The organism is Pseudonocardia terrae, assembly GCF_021343995.1.
GTDB classification, from domain to species: domain Bacteria; phylum Actinomycetota; class Actinomycetes; order Mycobacteriales; family Pseudonocardiaceae; genus Pseudonocardia; species Pseudonocardia terrae.
This window is the reverse complement of the sequence record NZ_JAJTTE010000008.1, coordinates 42,853-55,687: the sequence shown is the minus strand read 5'-3', so window position 1 is coordinate 55,687 and position 12,835 is coordinate 42,853. Positions and strand designations below refer to the sequence as shown.

The 12,835-nt window shown below is 74.5% G+C and carries 9 protein-coding genes; 6 read left to right on the top strand and 3 right to left on the bottom strand.

All coding sequences use genetic code 11. From position 1 onward, the window contains the following. Positions 1–687, bottom strand: a complete 687-nt coding sequence (locus LWC33_RS07430; RefSeq protein ID WP_233303494.1) for a VOC family protein — start codon at positions 685–687, stop codon at positions 1–3. A 43-nt stretch (positions 688–730) separates the two neighbouring features. On the opposite strand from LWC33_RS07430, the gene rsmA reads away from it, so the two are divergent. The 4 genes from rsmA (at position 731) to LWC33_RS07410 (ending at position 5,983) form a co-directional block, all read left to right on the top strand. Continuing rightward, a complete protein-coding gene (gene rsmA / locus LWC33_RS07425) occupies positions 731–1,612 on the top strand; it encodes a 16S rRNA (adenine(1518)-N(6)/adenine(1519)-N(6))-dimethyltransferase RsmA (RefSeq protein ID WP_233303493.1) in 882 nt (293 codons plus the stop codon). 62 nt (positions 1,613–1,674) lie between these two features. After that, on the top strand, positions 1,675–3,168 hold the full coding sequence (locus LWC33_RS07420) for a DHA2 family efflux MFS transporter permease subunit (RefSeq protein ID WP_233303492.1): 1,494 nt from the start codon (positions 1,675–1,677) through the stop codon (positions 3,166–3,168). Positions 3,169–3,177: 9 nt separating this feature from the next. Beyond that, on the top strand, positions 3,178–4,152 hold the full coding sequence (locus LWC33_RS07415) for a 4-(cytidine 5'-diphospho)-2-C-methyl-D-erythritol kinase (RefSeq protein ID WP_233303491.1): 975 nt from the start codon (positions 3,178–3,180) through the stop codon (positions 4,150–4,152). A 10-nt stretch (positions 4,153–4,162) separates the two neighbouring features. Next, positions 4,163–5,983: an ABC-F family ATP-binding cassette domain-containing protein gene (locus tag LWC33_RS07410; protein WP_233303490.1), complete on the top strand. Its 1,821-nt coding sequence runs from the start codon at positions 4,163–4,165 to the stop codon at positions 5,981–5,983. A 101-nt stretch (positions 5,984–6,084) separates the two neighbouring features. Here the strand turns inward: LWC33_RS07410 and LWC33_RS07405 are convergent, their stop codons facing one another. Continuing rightward, complete coding sequence (locus LWC33_RS07405; protein ID WP_233303489.1) at positions 6,085–7,635, bottom strand: MFS transporter; 1,551 nt, start codon at positions 7,633–7,635, stop codon at positions 6,085–6,087. A 308-nt stretch (positions 7,636–7,943) separates the two neighbouring features. Here LWC33_RS07405 and LWC33_RS07400 point away from each other — a divergent pair, with 308 nt between their 5' ends. Next, positions 7,944–8,906 carry an ATP-binding cassette domain-containing protein gene (locus tag LWC33_RS07400; RefSeq protein ID WP_233303488.1) on the top strand — a complete coding sequence of 321 codons (963 nt, stop codon included), beginning with the start codon at positions 7,944–7,946 and terminating at the stop codon, positions 8,904–8,906. After that, positions 8,903–9,733 (top strand): ABC transporter permease, encoded by an 831-nt coding sequence (locus LWC33_RS07395; RefSeq protein ID WP_233303487.1) that lies wholly within the window; start codon positions 8,903–8,905, stop codon positions 9,731–9,733. Before LWC33_RS07400 ends, LWC33_RS07395 begins: the two co-directional genes overlap by 4 nt. Here LWC33_RS07395 and LWC33_RS07390 read toward each other — a convergent pair. Then, entirely contained in the window at positions 9,715–12,795 is a 3,081-nt protein-coding gene (locus LWC33_RS07390) for an AfsR/SARP family transcriptional regulator (RefSeq protein ID WP_233303486.1), read from the bottom strand. The genes LWC33_RS07395 and LWC33_RS07390 overlap by 19 nt on opposite strands. Positions 12,796–12,835 lie beyond the last annotated feature (40 nt).

Sequence of the window (12,835 nt, the reverse complement as noted above, 5' to 3'; positions counted from 1 at the left end):
TTACGGCTGCGGCCTGCGCAGAACGAACCGGACGCCGCCGAGGTCCACCTCACGGTCCTCGCGCGCCTCCAGCAGCACGGTGGTCACGGCCTCGGCGGGGCCGTCCCGGAAGGTGACCGTGGCGTCGTCCAGCCGGAGGATGGCGCCGTCGAGCGGGGCACCGGTCGCCGCCGCCCAGCGCTCCGCCGGGCCCACGACCTCGATCCCGCGCAGGTCCGTCACGACCCCGGTCCGGACGTGCTCGCGCCACGGCCCCTCGACGACGGTGAAGTCCTCGGGCGGGTCCGAGACGTCGAGCGAGAGCAGGGCGGCCCCGGTGTCGGCGGGGTGCAGGTGCAGGGACGCCCAGCGACCGCGGGTCTGCGGGCGGTCGAACTCCGCGACCACCCGGATGCCGTGCGCTGCGAGCCGCTCCCGCTGTCCGTCCAGGTCCCCGACCTGCACGATCACCATGTACATGCCCTCGCCGGCCCGCTCCAGCCGGCGGGCCGCGGACGTCCCCTCCCGCACGGGCGCGCAGACCTCGAGGAACCGGTCGGGGCCCAGCGGGTAGATCGCGCTGGAGACGCCGAAGCCCTCGAGCTCGGCCTCGAACGCACAGCGGGACAGGCCCAGGTCCCCGGTGATCCGGGCGTCGAGCGCCTCCGGGTCGCCGGTGAGCAGGGTGAGCCAGCGCAGCCTCAGCATCCCCGCAGTCTGCCCCGTGCACGCGATCCCGGATGATGGATCCGTGACCGAACCCGCCACCTCCCGGCTGCTGGGCCCGGCCGAGGTGCGCGCGCTCGCCGAGCGCTTCGGGATCCGGCCGACGAAGAAGCTCGGCCAGAACTTCGTCCACGATCCGAACACGGTGCGGCGGATCGTGAAGGCCGCGGACCTCACGGCCGAGGACGTCGTGGTCGAGGTCGGGCCCGGGCTGGGCTCGCTGACCCTCGCGCTGCTCCCCGCCGCCGCGCACGTGCACGCGGTGGAGATCGACCCTGCGCTCGCCGCCGCCCTGCCCGGCACGGCCGCCGAGTTCGCGCCCGCGCTCGCCGACCGGCTCACCGTCACGAACCTCGACGCCATGAAGGTCGAGGCCCTGGATCCCGCGCCGACCGCGGTCGTCGCGAACCTGCCCTACAACGTGGGCGTCCCGGTCCTGCTGCACCTCCTCGCGGCGCTGCCGAGCCTGGAGAAGGGCCTGGTCATGGTGCAGCAGGAGGTCGTGGACCGGCTCGCGGCGGGTCCCGGGAGCAAGACCTACGGCGTCCCGAGCGTCAAGCTGGCCTGGTTCGCCGACGCCCGCCGCGCCGGGCCGGTCCCGCGGGCGGTGTTCTGGCCGGTGCCCAACGTCGACTCCGGGCTGCTCGCCTTCACCCGCCGGGAACCGCCGCCCGGCGACGGGGCCGCGGCCGATCGGGGCGGGGTCGGCCGGGCCGAGGTGTTCGCCCTGGTCGACGCGGCCTTCGCGCAGCGGCGCAAGGCGCTGCGGCCCGCCCTCGCCGGCTGGGCCGGGTCCCCCGCGGCCGCGGAGGAGGCCCTGCGCGCCGCCGGTATCGATCCGATGGCCCGCGCCGAGACACTCGGTGTCGAGGACTTCGCCCGCCTGGCCGCCCACCGCCCCCGCTGACCGCGGGCTTTCTGTCGGTGCCGCGCCCTACCCTTTCACCGCGTACCGACCCGAGGAGAACCATGGCCGTCAGCGACACCGGCGCGAGCGCCGAACCCGGCACGCGCCCCGGCGTCTCGGGGCAGCCGAGCCCGTGGCCCGCGCTCTGGGCGCTCGTCCTCGGCTTCTTCATGATCCTCGTCGACTCGACGATCGTCTCGGTCGCCACGCCCGCGATCCAGACGGACCTGGGCGCCAGCGTCGACGCCGTGGTCTGGGTGACCAGCGCCTACCTGCTGGCCTACGCCGTGCCGCTGCTCATCACCGGGCGCCTGGGGGACCGCTTCGGCCCGCGCCGGGTCTACCTCGTGGGGCTCGCGATCTTCACCCTCGCCTCGCTGTGGTGCGGGCTCACGGGGTCGATCGCGTGGCTCGTGGCCGCCCGGGTGCTGCAGGGCCTGGGCGCGTCGCTGATGACCCCGCAGACGATGGCGGTGATCACGCGGACCTTCCGGCCGAACAAGCGCGGCCAGGCGATGAGCCTCTGGGGCGCGGTCGCGGGCGTCGCCACGCTGGTCGGGCCGATCCTCGGCGGGGTGCTGGTCGACGGCCTCGGCTGGGAGTGGATCTTCTTCGTCAACGTGCCGGTGGGGGTGGTCGGGTTCGTGCTGGCGCTGCGGCTCGTGCCCGAGCTGCCCACCCACGTGCGGCGGTTCGACGTGCTGGGCGTGGTGTTGAGCGCGGTCGGGATGTTCCTGCTGGTCTTCGGCATCCAGGAGGGCCAGAGCTACGACTGGGCCGCGGGCGTGTGGGCGTTGATCCTGTCCGGCCTCGCGGTGCTGGCGGTGTTCGTCTGGTGGCAGGGCCGCAACCCGGCCGAGCCGCTGATGTCGCTGAGCCTGTTCCGCGACCGCAACTTCAGCCTGGCCAACATCGCGATCACCACGGTCGGGTTCGCCGTCACGGCGATGGCCTTCCCGATCACCTTCTACGCCCAGGGCGTCCTCGGGCTCAGTCCCACGCGTGCGGCGCTGCTGCTCATCCCGCTGGCGGTGTTCTCCGGGGTGCTGGCCCCGTTCGTCGGCCGGCTCACGGACCGGGCGCACCCGCGCTGGATCGCCGGGTTCGGGATGACCTGCTGGGCCGTCTCGCTGGTCTGGCTCGCGGCCGTCATGAAGCCCGAGGCGGCGATCTGGACCCTGGAGCTGCCGATCGCGCTGCTCGGCGTGGGGAACGCGTTCGTCTGGGGCCCGGTCGCCACCACCGCCAACCGCAACCTGCCGCCCGCACAGGCCGGGGCGGGCGCCGGCGTCTACAACACCACCCGGCAGGTCGGCGCGGTGCTCGGCAGCGCGGGCATCGCCGTGCTCATGCAGTCCCGCATCGCGGCGAACGTCGGCGGGAGCGGCGGGGCGCAGACCGAGAGCATCCGCGCCATCCCGCAGGCGCTCCACGGCCCCTTCAGCACCGCGATGGCGCAGGCCCTGCTGCTGCCCGCCGGGGTGCTGCTGGTGGGCCTGGTGGCCGTGCTCACCTTCACCGTCAGCCTCAGGTCGCCGGTCGCACGCGGTCAGTAGGGTTGGGTGGTGCTCTCCGCCGTTCGTCCTCCGGTCACCGTCCGGGTGCCCGCGAAGATCAACCTCCACCTGGCGGTGGGCGGCGTGCGCGCGGACGGCTACCACGACCTGGTCACCGTCTTCCACGCCGTGAGCCTCTTCGACGAGGTGGCGGTCTCGGCGAGCGACCAGCCGGGCCTCGAGGTGCACGGCGAGGGCGTCTCCGAGGTGCCGGTCGACGACACGAACCTGGCCTGGCGGGCCGTCGAGCTGCTGGCCCAGCGCTCCGGCCACGACCCGGACGTGCGCGTCGTGCTGCGCAAGGGCATCCCGGTGGCCGGCGGGATGGCCGGCGGGAGCGCCGACGCGGCCGGAACGCTGGTCGCGCTCTCGGCGTTGTGGAAGCTGGACCTCAACCGGGACGAGCTGTCGTCGATGGCGGCCGAGCTGGGCAGCGACGTCACCTTCGCCCTGCACGGGGGCACCGCGCTCGGCACCGGGCGCGGCGAGCGGATCGTCCCGGTCCTGTCGCGGCACCCGATGCACTGGGTCATCGCGCTGGCCCGGCGCGGGCTGTCCACGCCGGCGGTCTTCACCGAGCTCGACCGCCTGCGCGGCGAGGAGGAGCCGCCGGAGCGCCCGGTCGAGCCGGTGCTGGGCGCGCTGGCGCAGGGCGACCCGCGCCAGCTCGCGCTCTCGCTGGGCAACGACCTGCAGGCGGCGGCGGTGAGCCTCGCGCCCGACCTGCGCCGTACCCTGAGGGCAGGGGTCAGCGCGGGCGCGCTGGCCGGGATCGTCTCCGGCTCCGGCCCCACCTGCGCGTTCCTCTGCTCCGACGCCGAGTCGGCGGTCGAGGTCGCCGCGGAGCTCGCCGGCGTCGGCGTCTGCCGCACCGTCCGCGTCGCGCACGGGCCCGTCCCCGGGGCCCGCGTCGTCGACGCGGACGAACCCCCACCCGTACCGCCCGCCCCGAGCGGGTCGCCCTGGCCGCCGGCCCGGGCCTGAGAGAGGACAGATGGCCGGACAGAACCTGGTCAACCTGGAGAACGTCACCGCGCACGTCCCGGGCGACGCCTCCCGCGTACTGCTCGACGAGGTGTCCCTCGGCGTCGAGCGCGGCGAGCGGGTCGGCGTCGTCGGCCTGAACGGTGGCGGCAAGACCACCCTGCTCGAGGTGCTGGCGGGGCGCCGCGCACCCGACGGCGGCCGGGTCTCCCGCCTGGGCGGCCTGAAGCTCGCCTACCTGACCCAGGGGGACGACTTCCCGGCCGGCGCGCGGGTCCGCGACGTCGTGCTCGCCCACTACGACGCCGACCACGAATGGGCCTCGGATCCGAAGGCGCGCGACGTCCTCGGCGGCCTGGGCCTGACCTCGCGGAGCGCAGGCGGAGCGAGCATCGGCGCAGACCTCGAGCGGACGGTCGACGGGTTGTCCGGCGGTGAGAAGCGCCGGGTCGCGCTGGCCCGTGCGCTGCTCGGCGAGCCGGACCTGGTCGTGCTCGACGAGCCCACCAACCACCTCGACGTCGAGGGCGTCAGCTGGCTCGCGGAGCACCTGCTGTCCCGGCGTTGCGGCGTCGTGGTCGTGACGCACGACCGCTGGTTCCTCGACGCCGTCTGCACCCGGACCTGGGAGGTCGCGAACGGCCGCGTCGAGAGTTATCTCGGCGGGTACCAGGACTGGGTGTACGCGCGTGCCGAGCGCGCGCGGCAGGCCGACGCGGCGGAGATACGCCGGCGCAACCTGGCCCGCAAGGAGCTGGCGTGGCTGCGGCGCGGGCCGCCCGCGCGGACGTCGAAGCCGCGGTACCGGATCGAGGCCGCCGAGGCCCTGATCGCCGACGTGCCGCCGCCGCGCAACACCGTCGAGCTGCTGAACTTCGCCACGAACCGGCTCGGCCGCACCGTCCTGGAGCTCGAGGACGCCACGGTGAAGATCGGTGAACGGACCCTGCTCGACCATCAGACCTGGCGGCTCGGCCCGGGCGACCGGATCGGGATCGTCGGTGTCAACGGCTCCGGCAAGACCACGCTGCTCAGGTCGCTGACCGGCGAGCGCCCGCTCGACGGCGGCACGCGCGTCGAGGGCAAGACGGTGCAGCTCGCGCAGCTCACCCAGGACCTCGTGGACCTGCCGAAGGACATGCGGGTGCTGGAGGCGGTCGAGGCCGTCGCCAAGTACGTCCGCTTCGGCAAGGAGGAGATGACGGCCTCGCAGGTGGCCGAGCGGCTGGGCTTCCCGCCCGCCCGCCAGTGGACGCCCGTGGGCCGGCTCTCCGGTGGCGAGCGGCGCCGGCTGCAGCTCACCCGGCTGCTCATGGCCGAGCCCAACGTCCTGCTGCTCGACGAGCCGACCAACGACCTGGACGTCGACACCCTGACCAACCTCGAGGACCTGCTCGACGGCTGGCCGGGCACGCTGGTCGTGGTCAGCCACGACCGGTACCTGACCGAGCGGGTGTGCGACACCGTCGTGGCGCTGTTCGGCGACGGGAAGATCACCCACCTGCCCGGCGGCATCGAGGAGTACCTCCGCCGGCGGCAGGCAGCGGGGACCTCCACGGCTCCGCCGCAGGCCACCGCGGCGCCGGCACCGAAGGCCGCACCGGCGGTCAGCGCGGCCGAGCAGCGCGCCGCCCGGAAGGAGGCGTCGCGGCTCGAGCGGAAGATGGAGCAGCTCTCGAAGCGCGAGGAGCAGCTGCACACGAAGCTGGCCGAGGCCGCGACCGACCCGCAGAAGCTGATGGAGCTCTCCGCGGAGCTCAAGTCCGTCGAGGCCGAGCGCGAGGCCGTCGAGATGGAGTGGCTCGAGGCCGCGGAGAAGGCCGAAGCCTGACCCCGACGCATCATGGTTCCATAACGCGCATCTCGCGGCCTTTCTCGCGCGTTATGGAACCATGATGCGGTCCTCGGCTGCCTTACCTCAGCCGCCCCACCTCAGCCACGGAGTGCTGCCAGCGCCTCGGCGCGCCGGCGCTCGTGCTCGGCCAGGTCGGCACGCGCCTTCTTCACGCTCCACCGGCCGCGCAGCAGCGGGACGGTGGCGGCCAGCGCGACCGCGAAGACGACCGCGATCCACATCCACAGCCGCCACTGGTCCCCGGTGATCGCGGCGGCGTGCTGGATCTCGCCCAGCTTGGCCGCCAGGTCCGGCGGGATCGGCTGCCCGGCGGCCTGCAGCTTCTCCGCCTGCGCGACGTAGGGCTCGGCCGCGACCAGGGTGTTCGCCGAGGTCACGACGTGCGGCACGATCAGGAACGACAGGAACACCACCACGCGGATGATCCACGCCCAGATCGCCAGGCCGGTCGCCGTGAGCGCGGGGTTGCGGGCCTCGACGGTCTCGGTGAAGGCCGCGTACCAGGGCACCGCGAACCCGGCCCACGAGGTGGCCAGCACGGCCATGATGATCGCGAGCGTGAGGTAGCTCGGCTTCCCGCCGACCAGGGTGATCAGCACGATCTGCATGGCGATGCACAGCACCGCGCCCGCGAGGATCCACGGCTTGCGCACCAGGAAGCGGTCGACGAGCCCGCCGTAGGTCAGCGAGAGCAGCACGTTGAACGCCCACGCCCATGCGATCACGCTGTTCGACTCGGCGAGGTCGAAGCCCCAGACGGTCGTGAACAGCACGGGCGCGAAGCCGACGATGGTGTAGTAGAAGAGCAGCGCGACCGAGAAGCCGATCGCGGGAACCACGACGTCGACCTTCATCAGCTGCCGCCACGGGTGCGCGAGGTTCACGTTCACCTCGCCCCGCGCGGCCCGCGCCTCGAGCAGCTCGCGGTCCTCCTCGGACACCGCCGCCTGGTCACGCAGCGCCGGGTTGAGCTCCTTCATCCAGACCAGCGCGATCAGCGACACGACGATCCCGACGATGCCGGCGATGCGGAACTGGCTCTGCCAGCTCACCAGCGAGCCCAGCGTGAGCGCTGCGACGGCGGAGGCGAGCAGCGAGCCGGCCGGCGGCGCGACGTTCCAGAAGCCCATCGCCCGGGCGCGGCCCATCTGCGGGCTGAAGTCACGGACCAGCGCCGGCGTGGCCACCAGCAGCATGCCCTCCATGATCGCGACGATCGTGGACAGGATCATGAATGTCCACTTGTTCTGGACCTGCGTGATGGCGAACGCCGTGATCGCGCCGACCACCAGCATCCCGTAGACGACGATGTTCGCCCGGCCCAGCCGGTCGGCGAGCCCCGCGGCCAGGGATCCGAAGGCGCCCAACAGGTTCGCCACCGCGAGACCGGTCGTGAGGAACAGGAACGACATCCCGAGCTGCTGGGAGACCAGCGTCGAGACGGCGCCCAACGTGTACTGCTCGTAGTAGATGACGACCGTGGCGAGCACGGCGAGCACGAGGCGGGCGTACCGCTCGCCACCGGTGGGATAGCGATCGAGCCTGCGGTCGATCAGGAAGGCCCAGCGGCGGCGTGGGGACGCCTCCGTACCGGTTCCGGGCAGGGTGGAGCGGACGGTCGAATCCACAGTGGAGGTCCTCGTTCCCTCGGCGACGCTGCATCCCGGGAGCGGAGACGGGCGGGTACCCATCTGCCGAACGATCGTTAAGCGGGACGGTAACCCCGGTCACAGCGATGGTCAACGGCCGAGATCCGCAGCCCCGCCGGCAAACCGGACGTCACGGCACGAACCCGGGCGGTCACAGCCCGAGATACGCCGATCGGCGCAGCGGCCGACGGCGGCGGACCGGGGCCTGACAGCTCGCCACGCCCGCTGACACGGCGGGGCGGTCCGGTGTCAGCCGGATGGCAGCGCCCCCGCCGAGAGTGGTGGTCATGAACGAACCGGCCATCCGCATCGAGGGTCTCGTGAAGACCTTCGGCGCCACCACCGCCCTCGCCGGCGTCGACCTGGAGGTCCGGCGCGGCAGCGTGCTGGGCCTGCTCGGGCCGAACGGATCCGGCAAGACCACGACCGTCCGCGTCCTGTCCACCCTCCTGCGCCCGGACGGCGGCCGGGCCACCGTGCTGGGCCACGACGTCGTCGCGGAGGCCCCGGCCGTCCGCCTGCGGATCGGCCTGACCGGCCAGTACGCCGCGGTCGACGACGCCCTGTCCGGCGTCGAGAACCTGCGGCTCATCGGCCGCCTGCTGGACCTGTCCCGGCGCGACGCCCGCCGTCGCACGGACGAGCTGATCGAGCGGTTCGGCCTGGTCGAGGCCGCCGGCCGTCGGGTCAAGACCTACTCCGGCGGCATGCGCCGGCGGCTCGACCTCGCCGCCAGCCTCGTCGGCCGGCCCGACGTGCTGTTCCTCGACGAGCCGACCACGGGCCTCGACCCCCGGCACCGCAACGAGGTGTGGGAGCACGTCCGCGCCCTCGCCGCCGAGGGGACGACCGTCCTGCTCACCACCCAGTACCTGGAGGAGGCCGACCAGCTCGCCGAGGATCTCGTGGTCCTCGACCGCGGGGAGGTGATCGCGAGCGGCACCCCGGCGTCGCTCAAGGCCGACGTCGGTGGGCAGCTGCTGCACGTCCGGCCGCTGCACCGGGCCGACGTCGGTGCCGTCGCCGCGCTGCTCGGCGAGCTGACCTCCGAGACGCCCGCGATCGACCCGACCGGGGAGCTGACGCTGTCCGGCACACCCGCCCGGCTGCACCGGCTCGGCGTCCGGCTCGAGGAGGACGGCGTGCCCCTCGCCGAGCTGGGGCTGCGGCTGCCGAGCCTCGACGACGTGTTCCTGACCCTGACCGGCCGCCACGCCGAGGCCGGCCCCGCGACCGAGGAGGCCGCATGACCACCACCGCGACCGTCACCGTCCCCACGACCGTCCCCGAACCCCCGCCACGCACCGCGGCCCGCCACGGGCCGTCGACGCTGCGGCACGGCGCCACCCTGGCCTGGCGCGGGCTGGTGAAGACGGTGCACTCGCCCGAGGCGCTGATCGACGTCACCCTCCAGCCGGTCATCTTCCTGCTGCTGTTCGTGTACGTCTTCGGCGGCGCGATCGCCGGCGACACCTCGGCGTACCTGCAGTTCGCGCTGCCGGGCGTCCTGGTGCAGACCGTCATCTTCGCCTCGGCCGGCACCGGCACCGGGCTGGCCGACGACCTGCACACCGGGATCTTCGACCGGTTCCGGAGCCTGCCGATCTCCCGGGCGGCCCCGCTGCTCGGCGCCATCGGCGCGGACCTGGCGCGCTACGCGACCTCGGGTGTGATCATGCTGGTGTTCGGTACGATCCTGGGCTTCCGCACCTCCGCGGGCCCGCCGGCGATCGTGGCCGCGCTGCTGCTGGTCATGGCGTTCGCGTTCGCCCTGTGCTGGGTGTTCACGGCGCTGGCGATGTTGGTGAAGGACCCGCGCTCGGTGCAGGGGCTCGGCGCGCTGATCTCGTTGCCGCTGACCTTCGGCAGCAACGTGTTCGTGCCGGCGTCGACCATGCCGGGCTGGTTGCAGGGCTGGGTGGACGTCAACCCGGTGTCGAAGACGGCCGACGCGGTGCGCGGCCTGCTGCTCGGTGGCCCGGTCGCGGGCCCCGCGGGCACCGCGCTGCTCTGGGCGGCCGGCATCACGCTGGTGTTCGCGCCGATTGCGGTGACGCTCTACCGGCGGCGGACCTGAGCCCGCAGCAGGTCCAGCCCGGACGACGGCGGGAGGCCTCGGGCCTCCCGCCGCACGGCGTCCGCCTCGGGGCCCAGCGCCTCCAGCACGCCGACGACGGCGGGGTCCCCCCGGTCGAGGACCCCGCGGCGGGCCTCGGCCACGCCCAGCGCCCGCGCCGTGCCCTCGTGGTCCCCGTGTGCCATGGCCAGCTGCGCGACGGTCTCGGCGACGAAGCCGACGACGGGCCCGTCCTTGCTCGCGTCCGCGGCGGCGACGGCCTCGGCCAGCAGCCCGGCCGCCGTCCCGAGATCACCGGCGGCCAGCTCGACCAGCGCGCGCTGCGTGGCCAGGTGCGCGGTCCGCTGGGCGACGGCGATGCCGCCGGGCTCCGGGTCGATGGTCGCGAGCCGGGCGCGCGCCGCGGCCAGGTCGCCCTCCAGGCGGTCCAGCTCGGCGAGCGAGACGTGGACCATCTCCGGCGAGGCGTACTCGGAGCCGTCGAGCATCCCCAGCGCCTCGGTGTAGAGCTTGCGGGCCAGCGCGTGGTCGCCCGTGCGGGCGGCGAGGCCGCCGCGGCGGACGAGGTACTGCGGCAGGTCGTCGTCGTTGGCGAGTTCGGTGGCGAGCGCGATGGCCTCCTCGAAGGCCGTCGCGGCGGCGTCCGCGTTGCCCGCCCACGCCTCCAGCTCGCCGAGTGTCGTGAGCGTCATCCCCAGTCCGAAGCGGTCGCCGACCTGGGTGAACAGGGCGTGCGCGGCCCGGACGAGCTCGCGTTCGAGGTCGATCAGGCCCGCGTTCTCGGACAGCGTCGCGCGGATCTCCAGCGCGAACGCCCGCACCCAGGGGTCCGGGTGCGTGGTGCTGATCGCGGTCAGCGGTGCCTGGTCCGCGGTCGCGAAGGCCTCGCCCAGCGGCACCAGCAGGTCGAGCGCGGGATGCCGGGGCTGCGGGACCGACTCGGCCTGCACGGCGGCGCGCGCGACGTGCCGTTGCGCCTCCTCCATCGCCCCGCGGCCGAGCGACTCGATCGCCCGGAACGCGGTGACCCGGGCGAGCACGTCGATCGGGGCGCCGTCCGTGGGCAGCTCCCCGACCGCGCGCACCCAGGTCATCGTCTCGTCGGTGGCGCCGCGGATCAGCCAGCCCCAGAACATGCCCGCGACCAGCCGGTACGCGGTCGCGGCGTCCTGCTCGGCGACGGCCCGGCGCAGCGCCCCGGTGATGTTGCCCGCCTCGGCGCGCAGGACGCCGAGCCACCGCAGCTGGTCCCGGCCGCGCAGCTCCGGCTCGGCCCGCTCGACAAGGGCGACGGTCCAAGCCGCGTGCCGCGCCGCCGTCGCCGCCTCCTCGCCCGAGGCGGCGAGCCGCTCCCGCGCGTACTCGCGGATGGTCTCCAGCATCCGGTAGCGGGTGGGCGCCCCGGCCTGCGGGACGGCGACGACCAGCGACTTGTCGACGAGCGCGGCGAGCGTGGTGAAGGGGTCGGCCAGCCCGTCGCCGCACACCTGGTCCGCGGCGTCGGCCGTGGCGCCGCCGGAGAAGACCGCGAGCCGGCCGGCGAGGGCGCGTTCGGCCGCGTCGAGCAGATCCCAGCTCCAGTCGACGACCGCGCGCAGGGTCTGGTGGCGCGGGAGCACGGTCCGTGCGCCGGTGATGAGCAGGCGGAAGCGGTCGTCGAGCCGGGTGAGGATCTCCTTCGGGCTGAGCGCCCGCAGCCGGGCGGCGGCGAGCTCGATCGGCAGCGGCTGACCGTCCAGCCTGCGGCAGATCTCGGCGATCGCGGGGGCGTGCGCGTCGGCCGCGAACCCGGGGGCGACCGCCTCGGCCCGGTCGGCGAAGAGCCGGGCGGCCGCGGCCTCGTCGAGCGCCTCGACGGGATGCAGCCGTTCCCCGGGCACGGCGAGCGGCTCGCGGCTGGTGGCCAGGATCCGCACCGCCGGGCAACGGGCGAGCAGCGTGCCCGCGAGGTCCGCACAGGAGCCGATCAGGTGCTCGCAGTTGTCCAGGACCAGGACGAGATCGCGCCGGCCGACGGCGGCCACCAGCCGTTCGACGACGTCGGGGTGCTCCTCCTGGCGGATCACCAGCTCCGGGCTGCCGACCGCGGCGAGCACGGTCTCCGCCAGCTGGTCCGGGCCGGTGAGCGGGGCGAGCTCGGCGACCGCCCCTCCGGGGCAGGCCTCCCGGGCGAGCCTGGTCTTTCCCGCACCGCCGGGCCCCACGAGCGTGACGAGCCGCCCGGTCCTCAGCAGCTCCCGCAGCCGGTCGGCGTCCGCCTCCCGGCCGACGAAGCTGGTCAGCGGCGGAGGCGGAACGGGGTGCGCCGGACGTGGTGGGACGGGTGCGGGCACGGTGGTGCCGCGCAGGACCTCGAGGCGGGCCTCGTCCAGCTCCGGTCCGGGATCCACGCCGAGCTCGTCGGCCAGCCGCGCGCGCGTCCGGTCGAGCACTGCCAGCGCGTCGGCCTGACGGCCGGTGGCGTGCAGGGCGCGGGCCAACGCGGCGGCGGCGGTCTCCCGCAGCGGTTGCTCGGTGAGCAGCGCGGTCAGCGGTTCCACGCTGCCTGCCGCCCGGCCGAGCACCAGGTCCAGCCCGGCGGCCCGTTCGAGGGCGTCGGCCCGGCGGCCGTCGAGCCGGTCGGCGGCGGGGCCGGCGAAGGGCAGCCGGCGGACGTCGGCCAGGGCCGGTCCGCGCCACAGCGCGAGCGCCTGCCCGACCAGCTCGCGGGCGGCCCCCGGATCGGCCTCCTGCTCGGCCTCGGCGATCCGTTGACCCGCCCGCACACAGTCCACGTCGGACGGGGCCAGCTCGAGGCGGTAGCCGCCGGGCACGGTGGCCACCAGTTCGGGCCCTAGGGCGCGCCGCAGCCGGGAGACCAGGGCCTGCAGGGCGTTCGCCGACGCGGGCGCCGAGTCGGATCCTGTGCCCCACAGGTCGTCGACCAGCGTCTCGGCGGTGACGGTGCGGCCCGGCGCGAGCGCGAGCCTGGCCAGCAGCCCGCGCAGGCGCAGCCCGTTCGGTGCGACGTCGGCACCCGACGCGGCCCACGCCGCCACCGGGCCCAGCACGCCGATCCGCATCGGCTCAGTCTGCCGGGCGCGCGAACGGGGCGCTAGCGAT

Bases quoted from the DNA above. Each gene is read 5' to 3' on its own strand.
- LWC33_RS07430 (WP_233303494.1), bottom strand. From the start codon at position 687: ATGCTGAGGCTGCGCTGGCTCACCCTGCTCACCGGCGACCCGGAGGCG.
- LWC33_RS07420 (WP_233303492.1), top strand. From the start codon at position 1,675: ATGGCCGTCAGCGACACCGGCGCGAGCGCCGAACCCGGCACGCGCCCC.
- LWC33_RS07410 (WP_233303490.1), top strand. From the start codon at position 4,163: ATGGCCGGACAGAACCTGGTCAACCTGGAGAACGTCACCGCGCACGTC.
- LWC33_RS07400 (WP_233303488.1), top strand. From the start codon at position 7,944: ATGAACGAACCGGCCATCCGCATCGAGGGTCTCGTGAAGACCTTCGGC.
- LWC33_RS07395 (WP_233303487.1), top strand. From the start codon at position 8,903: ATGACCACCACCGCGACCGTCACCGTCCCCACGACCGTCCCCGAACCC.
- LWC33_RS07390 (WP_233303486.1), bottom strand. From the start codon at position 12,795: ATGCGGATCGGCGTGCTGGGCCCGGTGGCGGCGTGGGCCGCGTCGGGT.